25 protein-coding genes are annotated in these 25969 nt (G+C 72.0%); 21 read left to right on the forward strand and 4 right to left on the reverse strand.

The window, feature by feature from the left end:
* Nucleotides 1–40 precede the first annotated feature (40 nt).
* From aroC to aroB, 3 genes are read left to right on the forward strand one after another with little or no spacing between them, the layout of a single operon-like run.
* On the forward strand, nt 41–1261 hold the full coding sequence (gene aroC, locus EDF53_RS14955) for a chorismate synthase (RefSeq protein WP_123294309.1): 1221 nt from the start codon (nt 41–43) through the stop codon (nt 1259–1261).
* A gap of 59 nt (nt 1262–1320) precedes the next feature.
* Nucleotides 1321–1818, forward strand: a complete 498-nt coding sequence (locus EDF53_RS14960; protein WP_123294441.1) for a shikimate kinase — start codon at nt 1321–1323, stop codon at nt 1816–1818.
* On the forward strand, nt 1815–2912 hold the full coding sequence (gene aroB, locus EDF53_RS14965) for a 3-dehydroquinate synthase (protein ID WP_185021069.1): 1098 nt from the start codon (nt 1815–1817) through the stop codon (nt 2910–2912). Before EDF53_RS14960 ends, aroB begins: the two co-directional genes overlap by 4 nt.
* Here the strand turns inward: aroB and EDF53_RS14970 are convergent.
* Entirely contained in the window at nt 2909–4222 is a 1314-nt protein-coding gene (locus tag EDF53_RS14970) for an LLM class flavin-dependent oxidoreductase (protein WP_221181221.1), read from the reverse strand. The two genes, aroB and EDF53_RS14970, sit on opposite strands and share 4 nt — an antisense overlap.
* 399 nt (nt 4223–4621) lie before the next feature.
* On the opposite strand from EDF53_RS14970, the gene EDF53_RS14975 reads away from it, so the two are divergent.
* Nucleotides 4622–5236 (forward strand): deaminase, encoded by a 615-nt coding sequence (locus EDF53_RS14975; RefSeq protein WP_123294311.1) that lies wholly within the window; start codon nt 4622–4624, stop codon nt 5234–5236.
* 7 nt (nt 5237–5243) lie between these two features.
* Here the strand turns inward: EDF53_RS14975 and EDF53_RS19020 are convergent, their stop codons facing one another.
* Together EDF53_RS19020 and EDF53_RS14980 are read right to left on the reverse strand one after the other, a co-directional pair.
* Nucleotides 5244–5423: a hypothetical protein gene (locus EDF53_RS19020; protein ID WP_123937793.1), complete on the reverse strand. Its 180-nt coding sequence runs from the start codon at nt 5421–5423 to the stop codon at nt 5244–5246.
* Nucleotides 5423–5725 carry a hypothetical protein gene (locus EDF53_RS14980; protein ID WP_123294312.1) on the reverse strand — a complete coding sequence of 101 codons (303 nt, stop codon included), beginning with the start codon at nt 5723–5725 and terminating at the stop codon, nt 5423–5425. The genes EDF53_RS19020 and EDF53_RS14980 overlap by 1 nt, the downstream gene beginning before the upstream one ends.
* Before the next feature lie 135 nt (nt 5726–5860).
* On the opposite strand from EDF53_RS14980, the gene EDF53_RS14985 reads away from it, so the two are divergent.
* From EDF53_RS14985 to EDF53_RS15050, 14 genes are all read left to right on the forward strand, one after another.
* Nucleotides 5861–7552, forward strand: a complete 1692-nt coding sequence (locus tag EDF53_RS14985; protein WP_123294313.1) for an AarF/ABC1/UbiB kinase family protein — start codon at nt 5861–5863, stop codon at nt 7550–7552.
* A 90-nt stretch (nt 7553–7642) separates the two neighbouring features.
* The gene (gene efp, locus EDF53_RS14990; RefSeq protein ID WP_111083909.1) at nt 7643–8206 is read left to right on the forward strand and encodes an elongation factor P; all 564 of its coding nucleotides are present in this window, start codon (nt 7643–7645) and stop codon (nt 8204–8206) included.
* Between the two features lie 11 nt (nt 8207–8217).
* A complete protein-coding gene (gene nusB, locus EDF53_RS14995; RefSeq protein ID WP_123294314.1) occupies nt 8218–8670 on the forward strand; it encodes a transcription antitermination factor NusB in 453 nt (150 codons plus the stop codon).
* Between the two features lie 24 nt (nt 8671–8694).
* Complete coding sequence (gene pyrR, locus EDF53_RS15000) at nt 8695–9294, forward strand: bifunctional pyr operon transcriptional regulator/uracil phosphoribosyltransferase PyrR (RefSeq protein WP_123294315.1); 600 nt, start codon at nt 8695–8697, stop codon at nt 9292–9294.
* Nucleotides 9294–10253 (forward strand): aspartate carbamoyltransferase catalytic subunit, encoded by a 960-nt coding sequence (locus EDF53_RS15005; RefSeq protein WP_123294316.1) that lies wholly within the window; start codon nt 9294–9296, stop codon nt 10251–10253. The genes pyrR and EDF53_RS15005 overlap by 1 nt, the downstream gene beginning before the upstream one ends.
* Nucleotides 10250–11608 (forward strand): dihydroorotase, encoded by a 1359-nt coding sequence (locus EDF53_RS15010; RefSeq protein ID WP_123294317.1) that lies wholly within the window; start codon nt 10250–10252, stop codon nt 11606–11608. The genes EDF53_RS15005 and EDF53_RS15010 overlap by 4 nt, the downstream gene beginning before the upstream one ends.
* Nucleotides 11605–12168 carry a hypothetical protein gene (locus EDF53_RS15015; RefSeq protein WP_123294318.1) on the forward strand — a complete coding sequence of 188 codons (564 nt, stop codon included), beginning with the start codon at nt 11605–11607 and terminating at the stop codon, nt 12166–12168. Before EDF53_RS15010 ends, EDF53_RS15015 begins: the two co-directional genes overlap by 4 nt.
* The gene (gene carA / locus EDF53_RS15020; RefSeq protein WP_123294319.1) at nt 12165–13364 is read left to right on the forward strand and encodes a glutamine-hydrolyzing carbamoyl-phosphate synthase small subunit; all 1200 of its coding nucleotides are present in this window, start codon (nt 12165–12167) and stop codon (nt 13362–13364) included. The genes EDF53_RS15015 and carA overlap by 4 nt, the downstream gene beginning before the upstream one ends.
* Entirely contained in the window at nt 13364–16657 is a 3294-nt protein-coding gene (gene carB, locus EDF53_RS15025) for a carbamoyl-phosphate synthase large subunit (protein ID WP_123294320.1), read from the forward strand. The genes carA and carB overlap by 1 nt, the downstream gene beginning before the upstream one ends.
* Nucleotides 16654–17538 (forward strand): orotidine-5'-phosphate decarboxylase, encoded by an 885-nt coding sequence (gene pyrF / locus EDF53_RS15030; protein WP_260215835.1) that lies wholly within the window; start codon nt 16654–16656, stop codon nt 17536–17538. Before carB ends, pyrF begins: the two co-directional genes overlap by 4 nt.
* Nucleotides 17535–18473 (forward strand): guanylate kinase, encoded by a 939-nt coding sequence (gene gmk, locus EDF53_RS15035; RefSeq protein WP_123294321.1) that lies wholly within the window; start codon nt 17535–17537, stop codon nt 18471–18473. The genes pyrF and gmk overlap by 4 nt, the downstream gene beginning before the upstream one ends.
* Nucleotides 18474–18500: 27 nt before the next feature.
* Nucleotides 18501–18764, forward strand: coding sequence for a DNA-directed RNA polymerase subunit omega (rpoZ, locus tag EDF53_RS15040; protein WP_114849971.1), 264 nt, complete (start codon nt 18501–18503; stop codon nt 18762–18764).
* Between the two features lie 5 nt (nt 18765–18769).
* Nucleotides 18770–19981 (forward strand): methionine adenosyltransferase, encoded by a 1212-nt coding sequence (gene metK, locus EDF53_RS15045; protein WP_111083919.1) that lies wholly within the window; start codon nt 18770–18772, stop codon nt 19979–19981.
* A gap of 8 nt (nt 19982–19989) precedes the next feature.
* The gene (locus EDF53_RS15050) at nt 19990–21996 is read left to right on the forward strand and encodes a primosomal protein N' (protein WP_123294322.1); all 2007 of its coding nucleotides are present in this window, start codon (nt 19990–19992) and stop codon (nt 21994–21996) included.
* 210 nt (nt 21997–22206) lie between these two features.
* On the opposite strand, the gene EDF53_RS15055 is transcribed toward EDF53_RS15050, so the two are convergent.
* Nucleotides 22207–22662: a DUF4383 domain-containing protein gene (locus tag EDF53_RS15055; protein WP_123294323.1), complete on the reverse strand. Its 456-nt coding sequence runs from the start codon at nt 22660–22662 to the stop codon at nt 22207–22209.
* 96 nt (nt 22663–22758) lie between these two features.
* On the opposite strand from EDF53_RS15055, the gene EDF53_RS15060 reads away from it, so the two are divergent.
* The 3 genes from EDF53_RS15060 to rpe are packed head-to-tail and all read left to right on the forward strand — an operon-like array spanning nt 22759 to nt 25969.
* On the forward strand, nt 22759–23694 hold the full coding sequence (locus EDF53_RS15060; protein WP_123294324.1) for a methionyl-tRNA formyltransferase: 936 nt from the start codon (nt 22759–22761) through the stop codon (nt 23692–23694).
* Entirely contained in the window at nt 23691–25265 is a 1575-nt protein-coding gene (locus EDF53_RS15065) for an RsmB/NOP family class I SAM-dependent RNA methyltransferase (protein ID WP_260215839.1), read from the forward strand. Before EDF53_RS15060 ends, EDF53_RS15065 begins: the two co-directional genes overlap by 4 nt.
* 44 nt (nt 25266–25309) lie before the next feature.
* Nucleotides 25310–25969, forward strand: a complete 660-nt coding sequence (rpe, locus tag EDF53_RS15070) for a ribulose-phosphate 3-epimerase (RefSeq protein ID WP_123294325.1) — start codon at nt 25310–25312, stop codon at nt 25967–25969.

Raw genomic sequence — 25969 nt, forward strand, 5'->3', positions numbered from 1 at the left:
GACGACGTCGCACAGCGGTGCGCTGTGGGAGGATTGCAGCATGCTTCGTTGGTTGACTGCTGGTGAGTCCCACGGACCCGAACTGATCGCGATGCTCGAGGGCCTGCCCGCGGGTGTCCCGGTGTCGTTCGAGTCCATCCGTACCGATCTCGCGCGCCGCAAGCTCGGCTACGGTCGCGGCTCGCGCATGAAGTTCGAACAGGACGAGCTGCACGTGTCCGGCGGTGTCCGGCACGGGTTCTCGCTCGGCAGCCCGATCGCGATCCGGATCGGCAACACCGAGTGGCCGAAGTGGGTCGAGGTCATGAACCCCGAGCCGGTCGAGTCCACCGAGATGTCGCGTGGCCGCAGCGCCCCGTTGACCCGCCCGCGTCCGGGCCACGCCGACCTGGTCGGCATGCAGAAGTACGGCTTCGACGAGGCCCGCCCGATCCTCGAGCGCGCGAGCGCCCGTGAGACCGCGGCCCGCGTCGCGCTCGGCGCCGTCGCGAAGTCCTTCCTCGCCGAACTCGGCATGCGGTCGGTCGCGCACACCCTGCAGGTCGGCACGGTCCGCGTGCCGGACGGCACCGACCTGCCGCTCCCCGACGACGTCGACCGTCTCGACGACGACCAGCTGCGCTGCTTCGACGCCGACACCTCGGCGCGCATGGTGACCGAGGTCGAGGCCGCGAAGAAGGACGGCGACACCCTTGGTGGCGTCGTCGAGGTGCTGTTCTACGGCGTCCCGCCGGGGCTCGGCTCGCACGTGCAGTGGGATCGTCGACTCGACGCCCGTCTGGCCGCGGCGATCATGGGCATCCAGGCGATCAAGGGCGTCGAGGTCGGCGACGGCTTCGCGACCGCTGGTCGTCGCGGCTCCGCGGCCCACGACGAGCTCTACCGCGAGGACGGCGAGATCTACCGCACGAGCGACCGCGCCGGCGGCACCGAGGGCGGCATGTCCACGGGCACCGTCCTGCGCGTCCGTGCCGGCATGAAGCCGATCGCGACCGTGCCGCACGCGTTGCACACCGTCGACGTCGTCTCGGGCGAGGACGCCTCGGCGCACCACCAGCGGTCCGACGTCTGCGCGGTCCCGGCCGCCGGGGTCGTGGCCGAGGCGATGGTGGCGCTCGTGCTCGCCGACGCCGTGCTCGAGAAGTTCGGCGGCGACAACGTCGTCGAGACCAAGCGCAACCTCGACGCCTACCTCGCGTCGATCCCGGAGACGCTCCGCACCCGTCGGACGGAGCCGGCGGCACCGGCCGACGCGTCGTGAGCACGAACGGCGGCGGCGCCGCGCGAGTTCTGGCTGCGCCCGTCGTCGTGATCGGCCCGATGGGCGCCGGCAAGTCCAGCGTCGGCAAGCGCGTCGCGAAGGCGCTGGGCGTGCCGTTCACCGACACCGACCGGGTCATCGTCCGCGAGCACGGACCGATCCCCGGCATCTTCGCCGACCGTGGTGAGCCGGCCTTCCGTGCCCTCGAAGCCGACGCCGTCCGGACCGCCCTCGGCACCGGGGGCGTGATCGCCGTCGGCGGCGGAGCGGTGACGCACGCCGCCACCCGCGAGGCACTGTCCGGCGCCCGCATCGTCCTGCTCACCGTCTCGCCCGAGGCCGTCGCCGAGCGGATCGCCGGCTCGGACCGGCCCCTGCTCGCGAACGGCGGCATCGACGCCTGGCAGACGATCATGGACGAGCGTGCGGCGACCTACGCCGAGCTCGCGCACGTCGTCGTCGACACCTCGCGCCGTCCGATGTCCCGGGTGGTCGACGAAGTCGTCACCTGGCTGCGGAGCGACAGCAGCGCCCCCACCACCGAAGGAGCACCGTGACCGACCCGATCCTGCCCGCAGGCACCACCGAGATCCGCGTCGGCGGTGACGACGGCTACGTGGTGGCGGTCGGTTCGGGCCTGCTCGGCTCGCTGCCCGCGATCCTCGGCCCCCGTGTCGCCAAGGTCCTCATCGTGCACGCCCCGACCCTCGGTGCGCGGGCGAACGACCTGCGCGACCTGCTCGTCGACGCCGGCCTCGAAGCCCTCATCGCCGAGGTGCCCGACGCCGAGGCCGCCAAGCGCATCGAGGTCGCGTCGTTCTGCTGGCAGATCATGGGCCAGTCCGACTTCACCCGCACCGACGCCGTCATCGGCCTCGGCGGCGGTGCCGTCACCGACCTGGCGGGCTTCGTCGCGGCGACGTGGCTGCGCGGGGTGCCGTACGTGTCGGTGCCGACGAGCGTGCTCGGCATGGTGGACGCCAGCGTGGGCGGGAAGACCGGCATCAACACGAACGAGGGCAAGAACCTGGTCGGTTCCTTCTCCGCCCCGCGCGCGGTGGTCGCCGACCTCGACCTCGTCCGCACCCTGCCGCGCAACGAGATCCTCACCGGCTTCGCCGAGATCGTGAAGGCCGGGTTCATCGCCGTGCCGGAGATCCTGGACATCATCGAGGCCGACGTCGCCCGCGTCACCGACCCGATGTCGCCGGAGTTCCGCCGCGTGGTCGAGCTCGCCATCGCCCTGAAGGCCGAGGTCGTGTCCGACGACTTCACCGAGCAGGGACGACGCGAGATCCTGAACTACGGTCACACGCTCGGGCACGCCATCGAGCACGCGGAGCGGTACCAGTGGCGGCACGGTGCTGCGGTGTCGGTCGGCATGGTGTTCGCCGCCGAGCTCGCCCGCCTGACGGGCCACCTCGACGACGCGACCGTGGACCGGCACCGGGCGATCCTGGACTCCCTGGACCTGCCGACGTCGTACGGTCTCGGCCGGTGGCAGGGCCTCCTCGCCGCGATGCGTCGCGACAAGAAGGCCCGTGCCGGCATGCTCCGCTTCATCATCCTCGACGGTGTCGGCAAGCCGGTGATCCTCGAGGGCCCCGAGGACCACCTGCTGTTCACCGCCTACCAAGAGGTCGGCGTCTAGTACTTCTGCACGCCCAGGTGGTCGCGCAGGTGCGGTCCGGTGTACTCGGTCCGGTGCAGTCCGCGGCGCTGCAGCTCCGGCACGACCTTCTGGGTGAAGTCCTCGACCCCGGCCGGGAAGTGCGTCGGCACCGCCAGGAACCCGTCGCACGCCCCGGCCTCCGACCACGCCTGCATGGTGTCGGCGATCGTCGACGGTGACCCGATCATCTTCCGGTAGCTGCCCTCGGCGAAGTACCGGGCGGTCTCGATGACGGACAGCCCCTGTTGCCGTGACACCGCCATGATCGCTGCACGGTGCGACTTGCCGGCGTTCGACTCGGGCAGCTCCGGCACGGGCGCGTCGAGGTCGAACTGCCGGAAGTCGACGCCACCGGCGAGGGGCTTCAGGTTGCTCAGTGCCAGGTCGTCGGGGATCAACGCCATCATCCGGTCGGCGAGGTCGCGTGCGTCCTGGTCGGTGTCGCCGACGATCGGGGTCATCCCGACGAGCACCTTGACGTGGTCGGGGTCGCGGCCGAACCGTTCGGCGCGCGCTCGGATGTCGTCGCGGAACGCACGGCTCTCGTCCGGGTCGGACTGCAGGGTGAAGACGACGTCGGCGGTGCGCGCCGCGAGTGCGCGGCCCGGCTCCGACGCACCCGCCTGGAACACGACGGGCCGGCCCTGCGGAATCCGACCCGTCGTCAGCGGTCCTCGCACGCGGAAGTGCTCGCCGTCGTGCTGCAGGAACCGCATCTTCTCGATGTCGAAGTAGGTGCCGGACTCCTTGTCGCGCACGATCGCGTCCGGGTCCCACGAGTCCCAGAGCCCGGTGACGACGTCGACGAACTCGCTCGCCCGCTCGTACCGGGCGGCGTGCTGCACGTGGGCGTCGAGTCCGAAGTTCTGGGCTTCGTCCTCGTTGAAGGACGTCACGAGGTTCCACCCCGCGCGGCCCTTGCTGATGTGGTCGAGGGTCGAGAACCGCCGCGCGAGGTTGTAGGGGTCGTTGAAGGTCGTGGTCGACGTCGCCGCGAGACCCAGGTGCGTGGTCCGCATCGCCAGGGCGGGCAGGAGCATCGTCGGGTCGAAGTGGATCGAGCGGGGGTTCGCGGCACCGTAGGTGTCGCCGGCCAGGATGTCGTTGCTGCGCCGGACTGCGGCCTGGTCCTCGAAGAACAGGGCGTCGAGCTTCGCTGCCTCGGCGAGTTCGGCGGCGCGGACGTAGTGGTCGATGCCGAGGTCGAGCTCGGGGACGGCGTCCGGCAGACGCCAGGCGCCGAGGTGGTAGCCGGGGAACAGGAACATTGCGAGGTGGATCGTGGTCACGGGGGTCCTCTCGGAGGGGACGGTGCAGTAGGTGGGTGCGTCCGGCGGGCGGCCAGGAGGCACGGAGCAGGGTGCGCGGATCGGCGCGTCTCGGCGAGACGGCGCGCTCCAGAGCACGTGGACCGCCCGGGGGATCGGCGCGCGGCGGTCAGACGGACGAACGGTCGGTCGGTCGGTCGGACGGACGGACGTCAGTGTCCGTGCGCGATGGCGCCGCGGGGCCAGCAGCGGGACGCGGCGGTCGCGTGGTGTGCCGTCATCGTCGCCCCCTGTCGCCCGTGCTCGTGTCGCGTTCTCCCACCGGCTCGAGCCGGTGGTGGACGACGCTACGGGCGCGGTGTTTCGGCATCGTTTCGATCGGGAAACACCGTCGAAACGATGCGCCGTTAGCGTCGCCGCATGTCTGCAGCAGCCCTCGCCCCGTTCCCGACCGAGCTCCGTGTCGGCGTCCCCGACTGGCTCCGCGACGCGCAGGCCGCTGCTCCGGAACACCTCGGCACCCGTGCGGAGCGGTTCGCGCTCGTGAACGCCCTCGCCGAACGGAACGTCGAGGAGGGCACCGGCGGTCCGTTCGCGGCGGCCGTCGTCGACGAGGACACCGGCGCGGTCGTCGCCCTCGGGGTGAACCTGGTGCTGCACACCAACCTGTCGTCGATGCACGCCGAGGTCGTCACCCTCGGACTCGCACAGGCTCGGACGGGGGCCTGGAACCTCGGCCGTGACGTCGGCCACCGGCGTGTGCTCGTGGTGAACGCCCAACCGTGCGTGATGTGCCTAGGGGCCCTGCTGTGGTCGGGGGTCTCCGCGCTGGAGTTCGCCGCCGACGGAGCCACGGTCGAGCGGATCACGGGCTTCGACGAGGGTCCGGTGCCGGGGGACTGGCGTGAGCAGCTCGTTGCTCGGGGGATCGACGTGCACCAGGCGCACAGCACCGGTGCCGAGACGGCGCTCGAGCGCTACCGCGACCTGGTCGAGTCGGGTGCCACCGCGCGCTACAACGGCAGCGGCGCCTGACCCGGCGTCAGCGCAACACCCGCCGCGTCCGTCGCCACCACCACTTGACCTGCATCGACACGGTGAGGACGCCGGTCCGCTGCCATTCCCGGAACTCCGCGACGGTGGCTCCGTTGTCCCACGCGAAGAGCACGTCGTCGTCCGCGTCCACGTCGGGCGCATCCGGCAAGGGTCGCAAGATCGGCATCAGGTGGACTCCTCTTCCTCAGGGTGGACGTGATCGGCGGCGGTTCGCCTCCGGAGTGCACGAGTGGCGAGCCGTCGGTCCGCCTTCGACCACCACCGTACGGTCTCGAGTTCCCGGAGCACAGTTCTCGAAATGTCGTATGCACGGCCGCCTCGTGGCTGGGCGAGCGACCAGGTGAACCGCTTCCAGGCGTGCTCTCGATCGGTCGTCCGCCGGCTCTGGAACGCCCCGAACCAGCTGACGACCGCCGCCACGATCGCCGCGCCGGCGGCGATGCACGCCGCGACCAGTGCTGTCTCCATGGGGCAAGCCTGCGGCAGTGGACGCGACCCGACGCGACACGTGAGCCGACCTGTGGATGCCGGACCGCGCCTCCCGGCCTGTGCAGGACAACGGGCGCACCCGGCGGACCCAGCAGCGGGGAGCAGACTGACGACGTGCCCAACCCACCCCGACTGAGCGACCTGTCCGGCTCGCAGGAGGCCGACACCGGCACCCTCCGGTCCCGCGGCCGCCGGTTCACCGAACTGCTGTCGATCGCGAGACGCCACCGCCTCGTCCCGTTCCGTCGCCTCGACTTCTCGCACGACCCGGCCACCGCCGACCTGCGCCGCAGCCAGGCCGAGCACCTGCGCCGTGCGCTCGAGGAAGCGGGCGGCGGGTTCGTGAAGATGGGCCAGCTGCTCTCCACCCGTGACGACCTGCTGCCGGAGGAGTGGACCGAGGGCCTCGCCCACCTGCAGCGCAACGTCACCGCCGCCCCCGCCGACCAGGTGCTCGCCCTGCTCGAACACGAACTCGGCGCACCGGTCGACCAGGTCTTCGCGTCCTTCGACCCGGTGCCCGTCGCCGCGGCCTCGATCGCCCAGGTCCACCGTGCCCGCCTGCCCGACGGCACCGCGGTCGCGGTCAAGGTGCAGCGTCCCGGCATCGACGCCGCCGTCCGCCGCGACGTCGACATCGCGCTCCGTGTCGTCCGCTTCATGGCGCGCTGGTCGACCGAGGCCCGGCAGGTCGGCGTGCAGGACGTGGCCGCGCAGTACGCCGACGACCTGGTCCGCCAGGTCGACTTCGTCTCCGAGCTGCGGAACCTCACCGCCCTGCGTGCCGCACAGGCCCGCAGTGCCCGTCCGGACGAGGTCCGGTTCCCGGACCCGTACCCGGACCTGTCCGGGCGCCGCGTGCTCGTGATGGAGTTCCTGGAGGGCGACACGCTCAGCGCGATCCGCGCCGAGCGCGCGGACCGCGACCTCGACGGCCCGATGCGCGCGATCCTCCGCGCGTTCCTGCGCCAGGTCGTCTTCGACGGCCTGTACCACGCCGACCTGCACCCCGGGAACGTCCTGGTGCTGCCCGACGGGCGGCCCGCGTTGATCGACTTCGGATCGGTCGGGAGGCTCGACCCGACCCTCCGGGACACGGTCCAGGACCTGCTGGTCGCCTACCTGCAGGACGACACCTCGCGGATCGCCGATGCGGTCCTGCGGATGGCACCGGTGCGCGACGCGCACGACGAGCCCGACTTCCGTCGGGACATCGCGCGCTTCGTCGCGGACGAGCTCGGACCGGGCGCGCGCATCGGCGTCGAGACGGTCGACGACGCCGTCGAGGTGTTCGGGCGGTACCGGCTCAAGGCGCCGCCGGACTTCGTCGCCGCCGCGCGGGCGCTGGCGATCTTCGAGGGCACGCTCCGGACGCTCGCGCCCTCGTTCGACCTGCTCGAGGAGTCCCGCGGGCTCGCCCGTGAGCAGATCACCGACCAGCTGCGCCCCGGCAAGCTGCGCGACCTGGCGGCGAAGGAGCTGATCGGCGTCGTCTCCGCGGCCCGACGACTGCCGCGCCGGGTCGACCGGATCGGCGAGGCGATCGAGACGGGCAAGTTCACCGTCAACATCCGGCTCTTCGCGGACCGCCGCGACCGCGAACTCGTGTCCGGCATGATCCGGCGCATCCTGCTCGTGCTGCTCGGCGCCGGTGCCGGCATCCTGGCGATCGTCTACCTGGCACTGCCCGCCCGACCGGACGCGGCGATCTCGACCGCGGTGGCCGGGGCACTGCTCGGGGGAGCGGCCGTGGTGCTGCTCGGCTGGGCGGCGATCGACTCCTGGCGCGCCCGGCGACGGCGCTGATGGCGACGGGCGGGCGTCCGCTACACTCGTCCGGGGCCAGCGCGGCCCGAAGACCTTTCACAACACGACCGAACGGGACACCGAAGACTCATGGCCAGTACCACTGACATCAAGAACGGCGCCGTTCTCATCATCGACGGCCAGCTGTGGTCGGTCGTGGAGTTCCAGCACGTCAAGCCCGGCAAGGGTGGCGCGTTCGTCCGTACCAAGCTGAAGAACGTCGTCTCCGGGAAGGTCGTCGACCGCACCTTCAACGCCGGTGCGAAGATCGACACCGCCGTGGTCGACCGCCGCGACTACCAGTTCCTCTACGAGGACGGCGACTCGTACGTGTTCATGGACACCGACACCTACGACCAGATCCCGGTCTCGGCGACGGTCGTCGGCGACGCGAAGAACTACCTGCTCGAGTCCGCGATGGTCACCATCGCGATGAACGAGGGCAACCCGCTCTACGTCGAGCTCCCGACGTCGATCGTGACCGAGGTCGAGACCGAGCCGGGCCTGCAGGGCGACCGCTCCTCCGGTGGCACCAAGGACGCGACCATCATCGCGACCGGCCACCGCATCCAGGTCCCGCTGTACCTCGAGAGCGGCACCACGGTGAAGATCGACACGCGCGACGGCAGCTTCCTCGGCCGCGTCAACTCCTAGGCGACGTCCGTATGAGTGCTCGTTCGAAGGCCCGCAAGCGCGCCCTCGACATGCTGTACGTGGCCGAGGTGCGTGAGCTCCCGATCACGGACGTCCTGGCGACCGAGACCGTCCGTCACCTGGACCAGCCCGAGCGTGCCTCGAGCTGGGACTACGCACGGCAGATCGTGACGGGCGTCGATGACGCCCGCCACGAGATCGACTCCGTCATCATCGACCACGCCCAGGGGTGGTCGATCGCCCGGATGCCGGTGCTCGACCGCTGCATCCTGCGGATGGCCGTCTGGGAGCTCCGGTTCAACCCGGAGGTGCCGGACGCCGTCGCGATCGCCGAGGCCGTCGAGCTCGCCCAGTCGCTCTCGACCGAGGACTCCGCGGGCTTCGTGAACGGTGTCCTCGGAGCCGTTGCCGGCGGTCGTGCACCGTCCGGTCGGACGGTCGCAGGGGACCAGGAGTCCCGCTAGGCTTGTGCACGTCAGCATCCTTTAATGCCGTCCAGTGAGGCGGGGAAGGGGGTCGACGTGGGTACCAGAACGGTCCTGCAGCAACCCGACATCACGCGCGCTCTGACGCGCATCGCACACGAGATCCTCGAGGCCAACCACGGCGGCTCGGACCTCGTCCTCCTGGGCATCCCGACCCGGGGCACCGTGCTCGCCGAACGGCTGGGCCGCGTCCTGGCGGACATCGAGCCCGAGTGGCAGTCCGCGCGGGCGGGCATCGGATCCGAACGGGTCGGCACGCTCGACGTGACCATGCACCGGGACGACCTCGGGCACGGCATCGGTCGTGCCCCGCACCGCACGGTGATCCCCGCCGGCGGCATCGACGGCAAGGTCGTCGTGCTCGTCGACGACGTCCTGTACTCCGGTCGCACGGTCCGGGCAGCGCTCGACGCCCTGCAGGGGATCGGCCGGCCGCGCGCCGTCCGGCTCGCCGTGCTCGTCGACCGCGGCCACCGCGAGCTGCCGATCCGCGCGGACCACGTGGGCAAGAACCTGCCGACCGCCTCGGACGAACGGGTCACCCTGCACCTGTCCGAGACCGACGGCGACGACACCGTGTTCATCGAGCAGGGGGTGGCGTGATGCGGCACCTGCTCTCCACCGCCGACCTGTCGCGCGACCAGGCCGTGCACATCCTCGACGTCGCCGAGGAGATGGCCGAGGTCAACACGCGCGAGGTCCGGAAGCTCCCGGCCCTGCGTGGCAAGACCGTCGTGAACCTGTTCTTCGAGGACTCGACACGAACGCGCATCTCCTTCGAGGCCGCGGCGAAGCGCCTGTCGGCCGACGTCATCAACTTCGCGGCCAAGGGCTCGAGCGTCTCCAAGGGCGAGTCCCTCAAGGACACCGTGCAGACCCTCGGCGCGATGGGCATCGACGGCATCGTGATGCGGCACGGCTCGTCCGGTGCGCCGCGCGTGCTGGCCGACGCCGACTGGATCGACGTCCCCGTGGTGAACGCCGGCGACGGCACGCACGAGCACCCGACGCAGGCGCTGCTCGACGCCTTCACCATGCGTCGTCGCCTGCACGGTGCCGGGTCGCGTGGACAGGGCCTCGACGGCGTCCGGGTCCTGATCGTCGGCGACGTGCTGCACAGCCGCGTCGCCCGGTCGAACGCGTGGCTGCTCCGGACCCTCGGCGCGAGCGTGACCTTCGCCGCACCGCCGACGCTCCTGCCCGCGACGACGACGCCGTTCGGGGCCGCGGTGCACCACGACCTCGACGCCGCCCTGGCCGAGGACCCGGACGTCGTCATGACGCTGCGGATCCAGCAGGAGCGGATGGACGACGCGTTCTTCCCGAACCCGCGCGAGTACACGCGGCACTGGGGCCTGACGGCTGCGCGGTTCGCGCGGCTGTCCGAGCGCACACTGATCATGCACCCCGGTCCGATGAACCGCGGGCTGGAGATCGCCGGCGTCGCTGCCGACGACCCCCGTTCCACCGTGGTCGAGCAGGTCGAGAACGGCGTCTCGGTCCGCATGGCGGTCCTCTACCTGGCCCTGACCGGCACCGAACCGAAGGAGTCCGCAGCATGACCGCTCACCTGATCCGCGGCGCGCAGCTGGTCGACGGCTCGCGCGCCGACATCCGACTGCAGGACGGCCGCATCACGGCGATCGGCTCCGGCGTGGACGCGAGCGGTGCCACGGTCGTCGACGCCGACGGGCTCATCGCCCTGCCAGGTCTCGTCGACCTGCACACCCACCTGCGCGAGCCCGGTCACGAGGAATCCGAGACGGTCCTCACCGGCTCGCGCGCCGCGGCGGCCGGAGGCTTCACCGCCGTCAACGCGATGGCGAACTCGAGCCCGGTCGCCGACACCGCCGGGGTCGTCGAGCAGGTGCAGGCACTCGGCGACGACGCCGGCTACGTCACGGTCCGCCCGATCGGCGCGGTGTCGCAGGGGCTGCAGGGCACGCACCTGTCCGAGATCGGTGCCATGGCGACGAGCCGGGCGAAGGTCCGGGTCTTCTCGGACGACGGCTCGTGCGTGTCCGACCCGCTCCTCATGCGTCGCGCACTCGAGTACATCAAGGGCTTCGGCGGGGTGCTCGCGCAGCACGCGCAGGAACCCCGACTCACCATCGGCGCGCAGATGAACGAGGGCCGCCTGTCGTCGGAGCTCGGGCTGGCGGGCTGGCCGGCCGTGGCGGAAGAGGCGATCATCGCCCGCGACGTCCTGCTCGCCGACCACGTGGGCGCGCGGCTGCACGTCTGCCACGTGTCGACCGCCGGCAGCGTCGAGGTCATCCGTTGGGCCAAGTCCCGCGGCATCGACGTCACCGCCGAGGTCACCCCGCACCACCTCGTGCTCACCGAGGACCTCATCGCCGGGCACGACGGCGCCCCCGGGTACGACGCCCGCTACAAGGTGAACCCGCCGCTCCGGGCCCGCGAGGACGTCGACGCCCTGCGCGCAGCCCTGGCCGACGGCACCATCGACATCGTCGCGACCGACCACGCACCCCACACCGCCGAGGCGAAGTGCTGCGAGTGGCCGGCGGCGGCGAACGGCATGGTCGGTCTCGAGTCGGCGCTGAGCGTCGTGCAGTCCGCCGTCGTCGCGTCGGGGCAGCTCGACTGGGCCGACGTCGCCCGGGTCCTGTCCGAGGCGCCGGCACGCATCGGTCAGGTCGAGGGCCACGGTCAGCGCATCACCGAGGGCGCGCCCGCCGAGATCACGCTCTACGACCCGACGGCCAGCCGCGAGTTCGCGGTCGCCGACCTCGCCGGACAGTCGCAGAACTCGCCGTACCTCGGCATGACGCTGCCCGGCCGGGTCGTCGCCACGTTCCACCTGGGCGCGCCGACGGTGCTCGACGGCCGCCTCGTCGACGCCGACACCGTCGCCGCGCACGCCGCGGCGCTCCGGACGGGGGCGCGCGCATGAGCGGCGACGCCGCGCGCTGGTTGCTCGGCGGGGTGATCCTGCTCGCGGTGGCCGCGCTGTTCGTCGCCATGGCGCGCACCTGGCGGACGCGGACCAGGAAGCAGGCGGAATCCGTGCCTCCCGTCCCCGTCCCGACCACGATCGGACCGGAAGTCGGGTCCTGGGACGGTTTCTCCGTCGCGACGACCCGTGCCGACCAGCCGCTGGAACGCATCACCGCCGGCGGACTCGGGTTCCGGGGTCGCGGCGGCGTGCGCGTCCACGCGACCGGTGTGGTCCTGCGACTCGCCGGCGCGGACGACCGCTGGATCGCACGTGCTGCGGTCCGCGGTGCCGACCGCTCGACGTGGGCGATCGACCGGGTGGTCGAGCCCGGGGGACTGGTCCGTCTGCGATGGACGGCGACCGGCGCCGCAGGTGCGACGGACCTCGACACGTACTTCCGGTTCCCGGAGGGCGACGCAGCAGCGCTGCTCGCCCTGCAGGGACTGACCGAGACCGGGCCGCAGGCGACTGCGGCCGATGCCCCGCGAACCGCGGGCGAAGGGAAGAAAGCATGACACGCGAACGGGCCGTCCTGGTCCTCGAAGACGGCACCCGGTACGACGGCTGGGCCTACGGCGCCCGCGGGCGCACGCTCGGCGAGGTGGTCTTCGCGACCGGCATGACCGGCTACCAGGAGACGCTGACCGATCCGTCCTACGCCGGCCAGATCGTGGTGCAGACCGCACCGCACATCGGCAACACCGGCGTCAACGACGAGGACCCCGAGTCCCGTCGCATCTGGGTCGCCGGGTACGTGGTGCGCGACCCCAGCCGCGTGGTCTCGAACCACCGCGCGAACGCGTCGCTCGACGACCACCTGGTGCGCGACGGCATCGTCGGGATCTCCGGCATCGACACCCGCGCCCTCACGCGCCGGATCCGCGACGCCGGCGCCATGAAGGGCGGCGTGTTCAGCGGCGCCGACGCGACGCTGTCGGAGTCGGAGCAGCTGGACGCCGTCCGGTCGCAGGCCACGATGGCCGGCGCGAGCTTCTCGGCGATCGTGTCCACCCCGGAGACCTACGTCGTGCCGGCCGAGGGCGAGCAGATCGGCCGACTGGCCGTGCTCGACCTGGGCGTGAAGGCGTCGACCACCCGCTACCTCGCCCAGCGCGGCTTCGAGGTGCACGTCGTGCCGCAGGACATCTCCGCTTCGGCGCTCGAGGAGCTCGCACCGGACGCCCTGTTCTACTCGAACGGCCCCGGCGACCCCGCCGCGTCGGACGCCCAGGTCGAACTGCTGCAGGGCAGCCTGCGGACCGGGCGTCCGTTCTTCGGCATCTGCTTCGGCAACCAGCTGCTCGGCCGCGCGCTCGGCTTCGGCACCTACAAGCTGCCCTTCGGCCACCGCGGTATCAACCAGCCGGTGCTCGACACCACCACGGGCAAGGTCGAGATCACGAGCCAGAACCACGGCTTCGCGGTCGACGCTCCCCTGGGGCAGGTCCTCGAGTCGCCGGCCGGGTTCGGCCGTGTCGAGGTCTCGCACTACTCGCTGAACGACGACGTGGTGGAGGGCTTGCGGGCGCTCGACGTGCCCGCGTTCAGCGTGCAGTACCACCCCGAGGCCGCCGCTGGTCCGCACGACAGCATGTACCTCTTCGACCGGTTCGCGGACCTGGTGCGCGCGCGACGTGACGGGGAGCCGCTCGACGCGGCCACCGCCGACGCGACCACTCCCGCAGCAGACATCACCAAGGAAGCGAACTGATGCCCAAGCGCGCAGACATCAACTCCGTCCTCGTCATCGGTTCCGGCCCGATCGTCATCGGTCAGGCCGCCGAGTTCGACTACTCCGGCACCCAGGCGTGCCGTGTCCTCCGTGCCGAGGGCGTCCGGGTCATCCTCGTCAACCCGAACCCGGCGACGATCATGACCGACCCCGACTTCGCCGACGCGACCTACATCGAGCCGATCACGAACGCGTGCCTCGAGGAGATCATCCGCATCGAGAAGCCGGACGCCGTCCTGCCGACGCTGGGCGGCCAGACCGCCCTGAACGCGGCGATCGCGCTCGACGAGGCCGGCATCCTCGAGAAGCACGGCGTCGAGCTCATCGGTGCCAAGGTGGACGCCATCCAGCGCGGTGAGGACCGCCAGCTCTTCAAGGAGCTCGTGCTCGAGTCCGGCGCCGACGTGGCCCGGAGCCACATCGCCCACACCCTGGAAGAGGCGAAGGAGTTCGCGAAGGACCTCGGCTACCCGCTCGTCGTCCGCCCGTCCTTCACCATGGGTGGTCTCGGTTCGGGCTTCGCGTACGACGAAGCCGAGCTCGTCCGCTTCGTCGGCGACGGGCTGCAGTCCAGCCCGACGACCGAGGTCCTGCTCGAGGAATCGATCCTCGGCTGGAAGGAGTACGAGCTCGAGCTGATGCGCGACAACTACGACAACACCGTCGTCATCTGCTCCATCGAGAACGTCGACCCGGTCGGCGTGCACACCGGCGACTCGATCACCGTCGCCCCGGCGCTCACGCTCACCGACCGCGAGTACCAGAACATGCGCAACATCGGCATCGACATCATCCGTCGCGTCGGTGTCGACACCGGTGGTTGCAACATCCAGTTCGCCGTCGACCCGTCGAACGGCCGCCTGATCGTCATCGAGATGAACCCGCGCGTCTCCCGCTCGTCGGCGCTGGCCTCGAAGGCCACGGGCTTCCCGATCGCGAAGATCGCCGCGAAGCTCGCCATCGGGTACCGCCTGGACGAGATCCAGAACGACATCACGAAGGTGACCCCGGCCAGCTTCGAGCCGACGCTCGACTACGTGGTCGTGAAGACCCCGCGCTTCGCGTTCGAGAAGTTCCCCGCGGCGGACGCCACGCTCACCACGACGATGAAGAGCGTCGGCGAGGCGATGGCCATCGGCCGCAACTACGCGACGGCGCTGCAGAAGTCGCTGCGCTCGCTCGAGAAGCGCGGCTCGAGCTTCCACTGGGACACCCCGGCGGCGGAGCTCGACAAGGACGCCCTGCTCGCGAAGTCGTCCATCCCCACCGACGGCCGGATCGTCACGGTGCAGCAGGCCCTGGTCGCCGGCGCCACCGCCGCCGAGGTCTTCGAAGCCACGAAGATCGACCCGTGGTTCATCGACCAGATCGTGCTCATCAACGAGGTCGCCGCCGAGGTCGCGGCCGCCGACGAGCTCGACGCGGACACCATCCGCTGGGCCAAGGAGCACGGCTTCAGCGACACCCAGATCGCGGCGCTGCGCAGCACCCCGGAGCACCCGGTCAGCGAGCAGCAGGTCCGCGACGACCGGCACGCCCTCGGCATCCGCCCCGTCTTCAAGACCGTCGACACCTGCGCCGGCGAGTTCCCTGCCCTGACGCCGTACCACTACTCGTCGTACGACGCCGAGACCGAGGTGGTCGCGAGCGACCGCAAGAAGGTCGTCATCCTGGGCTCCGGCCCGAACCGCATCGGCCAGGGCGTCGAGTTCGACTACTCCTGCGTGCACGCGTCCTTCGCGCTGAGCGACGCCGGGTTCGAGACGATCATGATCAACTGCAACCCCGAGACGGTCTCCACCGACTACGACACCTCGGACCGTCTGTACTTCGAGCCGCTCACGGCCGAGGACGTCCTCGAGGTCATCGAGGCCGAGGCGGCGTCGGGCGAGCTCGTCGGCGTCGTCGTGCAGCTCGGCGGGCAGACCGCCCTGGGTCTGGCGAAGCCGCTCGAGGCGGCGGGGATCCCGATCCTCGGCACCAGCCCGTCGGCGATCGACTCCGCCGAGGAGCGCGGCCAGTTCTCCGCCATCCTCGACGCCGCGGGGCTGCTCGCGCCGCGCAACGGCACCGCCCACGACCTGGCGAGCGCGACCGCCGTGGCCGAGGAGATCGGCTACCCGGTGCTCGTCCGCCCGTCCTTCGTGCTCGGCGGCCGCGGCATGGAGATCCTGTACGACTCCCCGTCGCTCGCCGACTACTTCGACCGGATGGCCGACCAGGCGATCATCGGCCCGGAGCTCCCGCTGCTCGTCGACCGGTTCCTGGACGACGCGGTGGAGATCGACGTCGACGCGCTCTTCGACGGTGAGCGGCTCTACATCGGCGGCATCATGGAGCACCTGGAAGAGGCCGGCATCCACTCCGGTGACTCCGCGTGCACCCTGCCCCCGGTCGGCCTCGGCCGCGCCGAGATCCAGGGCGTCGTCGACGCGACCGAGAAGATCGCCCGCGGCATCGGCGTGCAGGGTCTGCTCAACGTCCAGTTCGCCATCGGCGCCGGCGTGCTCTACGTCCTCGAGGCGAACCCGCGCGCCAGCCGCACGGTCCCGTTCGTCTCGAAGGCGCTCGGCATCGCGCTGGCCAAGGCCGCGTCCCGCATCATGACCGGCACCAGCGTCGACGAGCTCGTCGCCGAGGGTATGCTGCCGGCCCGCGACGGGGCGTTCGTCCCGATGGAGGCCCCGGTCGCCGTCAAGGAGGCCGTCCTGCCCTTCCGCCGCTTCCGCACCCGCGAGGGTCAGGTCGTCGACTCGGTGCTCAGCCCCGAGATGCGCTCCACAGGCGAGGTCATGGGCATCGACCGCGACTTCCCACGGGCGTTCCTCAAGTCGCAGGACGCCGCGTACGGCGGCCTGCCGACCAGCGGCACGGTCTTCGTGAGCGTCGCGGACACCGACAAGCGCGCCATCGTGCTGCCGGTGCACCGCCTGCAGCAGCTGGGCTTCACGATCATCGCGACCGAGGGCACGGCGGAGATCCTCCGCCGCAACGGCATCGAGGTCGGCATCGTCGGCAAGTACAGCCAGGGCGGCGAGAGCGTCGTCGACCTGCTGACGCGCAACGAGGTCGACATCGTCATCAACACGCCGTCGGGTGCCGCCGGTCGTGCGGACGGGTACGAGATCCGTGCGGCCACGGTCGCAGCGGACAAGCCGCTGTTCACGACGATCGCGCAGATCGGTGCGGCGGTCGCGGCGATCGAGACGATCGGCACGCCGCTCAACGTCCGGAGCCTGCAGGACTACGCGCGGGAGCGCGCCACCTGGTGAGCGAGGGGCACACGGGAGGCCCGGCCTCCTTCGGCGATCGGCTCGCGTCCGCGATGCGCGAGCGTTCACCGCTCTGCGTCGGCATCGACCCCCACGCCACCACCCTGGCGGCGTGGGGGCTCGGCCGCGACGAGCAGGGCCTGACCGCCTTCGGCGCGGCCCTGGTCGACGCGGCCGCCGGCCGCGCGGCGATCGTGAAGCCGCAGATCGCCTTCTTCGAGGCGGCGGGGGTGGCGGGTTACCGCGCGCTCGACGCGACGATCCGTCGTGCACGTGATGCGGGCCTCCTGGTCGTCGCCGACGTGAAGCGGGGCGACATCGGGTCGACCGGTGACGACTACGCACTCGCGTGGCTCGACCGTGACGGGCCGTTCGCGGCCGACGCGATGACGGTGTCGCCGTACCTGGGCTACGGCTCGCTCAGCGGGACGGTCGACGTCGCTCGGCGGAACGGTGCCGGGGTCTTCGTGCTCGCCGCGACGAGCAACCCGGAGGCGCGGGTGCTGCAGACCGCGGTCCTGGCGGAGGGCCCGCGTGCCGGGCGGTCCGTGGCTGCCGGTATCGTCTTGGACGTGGCAGACGACAACCGGGCCGCGGGCGAACAGGCCCTCGGCGACGTCGGGCTCGTGCTCGGCGCGACCCTTCACCTCGACGACTTCGGCATCGACGCGGACGCGATCGGCACCGCGCCGGTGCTCGCCCCGGGCTTCGGTGCCCAGGGCGCCCGGATCGAGGACCTCCGTGCGCTGTACGGTGCGCGCGCCGAACAGGTGCTCGTGAGCGAGTCGCGCGGTCTGCTGACCGACGGTCCGGACGGGGTCGCGGCGCTCGTGTCCGACCGCGCCGATCGGATCCGCGCCGCCCTCGGAGCCGCAGCATGACCACCGACGGCGACCGCACCGACGGCACCGACCTGCCGGCCCACCGCACCCCACCGGAGGTCGACCGTGTCGCGGCGGCCCAGGCGGCGGTCGCCGCGCGACGCGCCCGGGCCGCGGTGAAGTCCCAGGTCGCGTCGGGGGAGCGCTCGGCACTCGAGGTCGCTCGCTCGGCGTGGGACGACGCCCTCGTCGACACGACCTCGGCGGAGCGCTCGCTCCGGGTGCGCGACCTGCTCGTCAGCCTGTCCGGCATCGGCCCGGCGCGTGCCGAGTCGATCATGGGCACGCTGTGCATCGCCCCGTCGAAGCGCCTCGGGGGCCTCGGCACCCGGCAGCGGACGGCGCTGGCCGACTGGCTCGCCGCCCGCGGTCGCAAGCGGGGCGCCTCGAAGCTCGTCGTCCTCGCCGGGCCGACCGCCGTCGGCAAGGGCACGGTGAGCGCGTACATCCGCGAGCAGTACCCGGACGTGAACCTCAGCGTCTCCGCCACGACCAGGAAGCCCCGCCCGGGCGAGGTCGACGGCGTGCATTACTACTTCGTCGACGACGCCGAGTTCGACCGGATGATCCGCGAGCGCGAACTGCTCGAGTGGGCCACGGTGCACAACTCGTACCGGTACGGCACCCCGCGGCCGCCGATCGACCGAGCGCTCGACGCCGGCGAGCGGGTCATGCTCGAGATCGACCTGCAGGGTGCTCGCCAGGTCCGTGACGCCATGCCTGAGGCCGTGCTCGTGTTCCTGCTGCCCCCGACATGGGAAGAACTGGTGCGTCGACTCATCGGCCGCGGCACCGAGTCGCCCGAGGAACAGGCGCGTCGACTCGACACCGCGAAGGTCGAACTGGCCGCCCAGGACGAGTTCGACGTCCGCATCGTGAACTCCGATGTCGGCACCGCGGCACGACAGGTCGTAGACTTGTTCTCTGCGCCCTGACGGGTGCACCGACGACGAGGAGACTCCATGGCCAACCCCCAGGGCATCATCGACCCGCCCATCGACGACCTGCTCAGCAAGGTCGAGTCGAAGTACGCGCTCGTCATCTTCGCTTCCAAGCGCGCGCGTCAGATCAACGACTACTACGCCGACCTGCACGAGGGCTCGCTCTTCGACAACGTCGGCCCGCTTGTCGACTCGACGATCGACGACAAGCCGCTGTCCGTGGCTCTCCACGAGATCAACGAGGACAAGCTCACCGTCACCAAGCAGCAGCAGCCCTCCGACTGATCCCGGTGACTGCAGCTGCTCTGCGCCTCTTCACGTCCGAGTCGGTGACCGAGGGGCACCCCGACAAGATCTGCGACCAGATCTCGGACAGCATCCTCGACGCACTGCTCACGGTGGACCCGCACGCTCGGGTCGCCGTCGAGACGATGGTGACGACCGGCCTCGTGCACGTCGCCGGCGAGGTCACGACCTCGGGCTACGTCGAGATCCCCAAGCTCGTCCGTGACGTCATCACGGGCATCGGCTACAACTCGTCGGACGTCTCCTTCGACGGCGCCACGTGCGGCGTCGAGGTGTCGATCGGTGCGCAGTCGCCGGACATCGCGCAGGGCGTCGACGAGTCGCTCGACTCCCGCACCGGCGCGGTCGACCCGCTCGACCGTCAGGGTGCCGGCGACCAGGGCATCATGTTCGGCTTCGCGACGAACGAGACCCCCGAGTACATGCCGGTCGCGATCTGGCTGGCGCACCGCCTGGCCGAGCGTCTGGCCGCCGTGCGCAAGTCCGGCGAGCTGGCGTTCCTGCGCCCGGACGGCAAGACGCAGGTCACCGTCGGCTACGACGGCGTCGTGCCGAAGACCGTCGAGACCGTCGTCCTGTCGACGCAGCACTCGCCGAGCGTCACGCTGGAGCAGCTCACCGCCGAGATCACCGAGCACGTGATCCGTCCGGTGCTCGACCTCGTCGACCTCGACTCCTCGCACGTCGACGTCATCGTCAACCCGACGGGTCGCTTCGAGATCGGTGGCCCCCAGGGCGACGCCGGGCTCACCGGCCGCAAGGTCATCGTCGACACGTACGGCGGGGCCTCCCGTCACGGTGGCGGCGCGTTCAGCGGCAAGGACCCGTCGAAGGTCGACCGCTCGGCGGCGTACGCGTTGCGCTGGGTCGCGAAGAACGCGGTCGCCGCGGGCCTCGCCGACCGGCTCGAGGTGCAGGTCGCCTACGCGATCGGCCGCGCGAAGCCCGTCGGGCTCTACGTCGAGACCTTCGGCACCGGACACGTCGACGACGCCACGATCGAAGCCGCGATCCGCCAGGTCTTCGACCTGCGTCCGGCCGCGATCATCCGCGATCTCGACCTGCTCCGTCCGATCTACGCGCAGACCGCGACGTACGGACACTTCGGGCGCGAGCTCCCCGGGTTCACCTGGGAGCAGCTCGACCGCGTCGAGGAACTCCGCGCCGCCGCAGGGCTCGTCACCGCCGCCGTCTGAGGCACCGCGTGACCACCGTCGCGCGCGTCGTCCTCGACTCGCCGCTCCCACAGTTGGACCGTCTGTTCGACTACCGGGTGCCGGCCGAGCTCGAGGACGACTGCGTGCCGGGCGTCCGCGTGAAGGTCCCGCTCCGCACCGGGGCCCGGATGTCCGACGGCTACGTCGTCGAGATCGTCGACGAGGGCGACTACCCGGGTGAGCTCAGCGCGATCGAGACCCTGGTGTCACCCGTCCCGGTCCTGGCGCCGGAGATCTGGAAGCTCGCCCGCGCCGTGGCCGACCGTGCCGCCGGTGTGGCGTCCGACGTCCTGCGCCTGGCCGTGCCGACCCGCCAGGTCCGCGCCGAGAAGGCCTGGCTCGCGCGGGACACCTCGTGGTCCCCGCCCCCGGTGTCCGCACCGCCGGTGACCGGCTACACCCCGGGCATGCTCGAAGGCGTGATCGCCGAGCACGATCGCGCTGCCGTCGCGGCCGTTCCCCACCCGGTGGCGCTGGCCGGGCCCACCAGCGACGAGGGCGACGGCGACTCCGTTCCGATCTGGGTTCCCGGATGGGCGGCGACGCTCGCCCAGGCGGCTGCCCACACCCTCGCGGCCGAGCAGTCCGCCGTCATCGCCGTCCCCGACTTCCGCGACGTCATCGACCTCGAGCGCGCGCTGCTCGCGGTGCTGCCGCCGGAACGGGTCGTGCGCTTCGACGCCAAGCAGACGAACGGGCAGCGGGCCAAGGCACTGCTGCAGGCGCGGACGCACCCCGTCGTCGCGATCGGCAACCGGACGGCGGTGTACGCGCCGGCGACCGACCTCGGGCTCATCGCGATGTGGGACGACGGCGACGCCTCGTTCATCGAGCAGCGCGCGCCGTACGTGCACACGCGTGACGTCGCCCTCGTGCGGGCAGCGCAGTCGGGTGCCGCACTGCTGTTCCTCTCGCACGCCCGCAGCACCGACGTGCAACGGCTCGTCGAACTGCACTGGCTGCAGGACGTCACGCCGTTCCGGGTGAAGACCCCGAAGGTCATCCCGACCGTGCAGCAGACCTCGGCCGAGGGGTACGCCGCGCAGGCACGCATCCCGAGCTCCGCGTGGCGTGCCGCGCGCGAGGCCAGCCAGCACGGCCCGGTGCTCGTGCAGGTCGCGAGCCCCGGGTTCGGCACCGGACTCGTCTGCGCGGAGTGCGGTGAGCGGGCGCACTGCCGCATCTGCGGCGGTCCGCTCGGCAGTCCGCACCGCGGTGCCACGCCGCAGTGCCGGTTCTGCGGTGCCCTCGCCGTGGGGTTCCGCTGCCCGACGTGCGGCAACGGCACCGTGAAGCCCGTGGGACAGGGCGCCCAACGCACCGCCGACGAACTCGGGCGGGCGTTCCCCGGCACCCGGATCGTGGTGGCCGACGGCTCACGCCCGCTCGACGAGGTGCCCGCGCGGCCCTCCGTCGTCGTCGCGACCCGTGGCGCCGAGCCGAGCGTGCCCGGGGGCTACGCGTGCGTCCTGCTGCTCGACGGCGAGAAGATGCTCGCGCGCGAGGGGCTGCGCGTGCAGGAGGACGTGCTCCGCTTCTGGACGAACGCCGCCGCGAAGGGTGCTCCCGGGGCCGAGGCGTACCTGGTCGGCATCGGCGGCAAGCTCGCTACGGCGATGGCGCTCTGGCGGCTCGACGGTCCCGCGCACGACGAACTCACCGACCGGCGCGAACTGCACTTCCCGCCGGCGGTCCGCGTGGCGACGATGACCGGCACCGACGAGGCCGTCACCGCCGCGGTCGAGGCCCTCGAGGGGGCGACCGCGGGCCCGGTGCTCGGCCCGGTCCCCGTCGAGGACGACGCCCTGCTGGGCACGGTCCGGGCGATCGTGCGGTTCCCGTACGCCCACGGTGCCGAGGTCGCGGCGACCCTGAAGGCCGAGGTCATCCGGCGGTCGTCGACCCGGCGGGTCCTGAAGGGCGGCAACCGGCGTCGGGCGGCACCGACGCTGCGGGTCCGGCTCGACGACGCCGAACCCTTCAGCGAGGTCTGACCCGCACCGGCCGTCGGGGCGGGGCCTCCGTGGCGGAGTTGCGCCGCGCCTCCCGGGCCGTGTGCCTTCGCACCTTGCGACGTTCCACGCGTCGATCACCTCGTGTTCTGTCGGCCGATGCGCACGCACCCGATGCGTGTGCACCTTCCGACGAACCACGCGTCGATCAACGAGTGGTTCGTCGCGAAACGAGTCCGCCGCGCAGCAGCGTCAGGCGCGCGCGGCCCGCCCACCGACGCGCGGGAACACCACGCCGAGCGCGACCATCCCGACCGCGAGCACGAGGTGCAGCCAGTTGTCCGCCCAGTTCAGCGGCACGAAGTTCGCGCCGAACGAGTGCCCGGCGGTGAACAGCCCGTAGACCCAGAGCACGAAGTAGACGACCCCGCCGAGCACCAGGTACATCCGCGACCCGGTGGCGTACCCCGCCGCGAGGACCCCGACGACCCCGAACAGCAGGTGCACGACGTTGTGCAGCACCGACACCTGGAAGACCCCGAGCAGCATCGCCATCGACCCGTGGCCGGCGCCCGCGAGCGAGCCGGACGTCAGCCCGGGCACGAACCCGGCGATCCCGACCAGCAGGAACACGACGCCGACGAGCAGCGCGACCTTCTGGATGCTGGACCCTGCGAAGCGGTCGGTGGACGTGGTGACATCGGACATGGGAACCCCTCTCGTGCTGTGCCGCAGACCGTACCCACCCGGCGCGGGCCCGGTTCGGGTCAGTCCACCGAGCGCGCGCGTGGGAGGATCGAACCCATGCGTCTCGTCGTCGCCGGCAGCCCCGCTGCGGCCGTCCCCACCCTCCGCCGTCTGGCGGCGTCCGACCACGAGATCGCCGCGGTCCTCACGCGTCCGCCGACACCGCAGGGCCGGAAGCGCGTCCTGACGCCGACACCGGTCGCGCAGGTCGCCGCGGAGCTCGGGCTGCCCGTCATCGAGGCCAGCCGCGTCGACGACGACGTCACCGCGCGCATCGCCGACCTCGACGTCGACCTCGGTGTCATCGTCGCCTACGGCGCGTTGCTCCGCCGTCCCGCACTCGACGCCCCACGCCTCGGCTGGGTCAACCTGCACTTCTCGGACCTGCCGGCGTACCGCGGCGCCGCGCCGGTCCAGCGGGCCGTGATGGCGGGGGACACCCGCACCGCCGCGTCGGTCTTCCAGCTCGTCGAGGCGCTCGACGCCGGCCCGGTGTTCGCGGCGGACCGGTTCACGATCGACCCGGAGGCCACCGCCGGCGAGGTCCTCGCCGCCATGGCGGAGTCCGGCGCCGAGACCGTCGCCCGGGTGGTCGACGCCATCGCTGCCGGCACGGCCGTCGCGACTGAACAGACCGGCGAGCCGACGCTCGCGCCGAAGACCACCATCGAGGACGGGCGCATCGACTTCGGTGCTCCGGCGACGGTCGTGCACGCCCGTCTGCGCGGGGTCACCCCCGAGCCCGGCGCGTACGCCCACCTCGGCGAGACCCGCGTGAAGCTGCTCCGCAGCAACCGTCTGACAGGAGGCCCCGCGGACCCCGCCCCGCAGCTCGCGCCCGGTGCGCTGGCACTCCACGGCGGTCGGCTGCTGGTCGGGACCGGTGACACTCCGCTGGTGCTGCTCGAGGTGCAGCCGGCCGGCAAGAAGGCGATGGACGCCGCTGCCTGGGCCCGTGGCCTGGGCGAACTGGACGGGAAGGTCCTCGCATGAGCCAGCCGACGAACACCCGGGGCGCCCGCCGCGGTCCCCGTCCCGCGAACGCCCGTCGTGTCGCGTTCGACGTGCTCCGCGCCGTGCAGGTCGACGACGCGTACGCGAACCTGCTGCTGCCGACACGCATCCGTCGTGCCGGCCTCACCGCGCGCGACGCCGCGTTCGCCACCGAGCTCACCTACGGCTCGATCCGGATGCTCGGTCGCTACGACGTCATCATCGCGCTGGCGTCGGGTCGTCGGCCGGAGAACATCGAGGCCGACGTCCTCGACGTGATGCGGCTCGGCGCCCACCAGCTGCTCGCCATGCGCACCCCGACGCACGCCGCGGTCGACGCCACGGTCGAGCTCGCCCGCGAGGTCGGTGCCCGCCGTGCCACCGGCTTCGTGAACGCCGTGATGCGCAAGATCGCCGCGCGCACCGACGACGAGTGGGACGCGCAGATCACCGAGGGCCGAGGTGGCGACGCCCTGCTCGCCACGCGGTGGTCGCACCCGGTCTGGGTCGTCTCGGCACTGCGCGACGCCCTCGCCGCCGAACGCTCCCGCGACGAGCTCGCCGCCCTGCTCGCCGCCGACAACGCCGCGCCCCGGGTGCAGCTCGCGGCGCTGCCCGGGCTCGCCACCGACGAGGACATCGCCACCGCGACCACGCGCACGGTGCCCGACGAAGACGCAGACGCCGATGCCGCGTTCGCCGACGCGACCGGCGCGGCGGACGTGCCGGCGACCCTGGTGCCCGCCGACGACGAACCGGAGGCCGACGGCGCGACCGGCACCGTGCCTCCCGTCCGGACCGCCGACCCCGTGCCGGCCGCCGACGCCCTGCCGGTCTCGCCCGTCGGGATCCGGGGCATCTCCGGTGACCCCGCGCGCGTGCCGGGCGTCGCTGCCGGGCGCCTGCGCGTGCAGGACGAGGGCTCGCAGCTCGCCGCCCTCGCGCTGAGTCGGTCGTCCGCGGTGCGCGAGGGCGAGCGCTGGCTCGACATGTGCGCCGGCCCCGGCGGCAAGGCCGCGCTGCTCGCCGCCGAGGCGCAGCAGGGCGGCGCGACCCTCGTCGCGAACGAACTCGTGCCGGCACGTGCCGGACTCGTGCGGAACGCCCTCGGGGTGTTCGGCGACCACGTCCGCGTCGTCGAGGGCGACGCCAGGCGCTACGGCCGCGACGGCACCGGGATGACCTTCGACCGCATCCTGCTCGACGCGCCGTGCACCGGCCTGGGCGCCCTGCGTCGGCGTCCGGAAGCACGCTGGCGGAAGACCCCGGAGGACGTCCAAGAGCTCGCGGCCCTGCAGACCGAGCTGCTCGACGCCGCGGTCCGGGTGCTCGCACCGGGTGGGACGCTCGCGTACGTCACGTGCTCGCCGCACCTGGCCGAGACGCGCGGGCAGGTCGACGCGCTGATGGGGCGGCACGGGGGAGTCCTCGAGCAGCTCGACACCGCGACGATCGTCCGGGGGGTCGCCGCGCGCGACCCGGAGATCGCGGACGGCGCGACGGCGCAGCTCTGGCCGCACCGGGTCGGCACGGACGCGATGTTCATCGCGTTGTTCCGTCGCGTCGGCTGAGGCCGTCGAGCGGGGCGTCGCGCTCGCGCCGGTAGGCTTGCCCGGTGACGATCCGCATCTCGCCGAGCATCCTGTCCGCCGACTTCGCGAACCTCGAGCGTGAACTCCACCGCATCGAGACCGCCGACCTGGTGCACGTCGACGTGATGGACAACCACTTCGTGCCGAACCTGACGCTCGGGCTGCCGATCGTCGAGCGCCTGCAGCAGGTCTCCCCGGTGCCGCTCGACGTGCACCTCATGATCACCGACGCCGACGTCAACGCACCGAAGTACGCCGAGACCGGTGCGTCGAGCGTGACGTTCCACTTCGAGGCCGCGGACGACCCCGTGGCCACCGCCGCCGCGATCCGCTCGAACGGGGCCCGTGCCGCCGTCGCGGTGAAGCCCGGCACCCCGATCACCCAGGTGCTGCACCACCTCGACGCCTACGACATGATCCTGCTGATGACCGTCGAGCCCGGCTTCGGCGGGCAGTCGTTCATGCCGTCCGTGATGCCGAAGCTCGCCGACGCCCGTGCGGCGGTCGACGCCTCGGGGCTCGACGTGTGGCTCGAGGTCGACGGCGGCATCTCGGTGGACACCGTGCCCGAGGCCGTGCGCAGCGGCGCCGACACGCTCGTCGCCGGGTCGGCCGTGTACGGCGGTGAGCCCGCCGCGCGGATCACGGACCTGCGCGAAGCGGCCGCGCGGGCGCGGGCATGA

Source organism: Curtobacterium sp. PhB78, assembly GCF_003751685.1.
Classification (GTDB): domain Bacteria; phylum Actinomycetota; class Actinomycetes; order Actinomycetales; family Microbacteriaceae; genus Curtobacterium.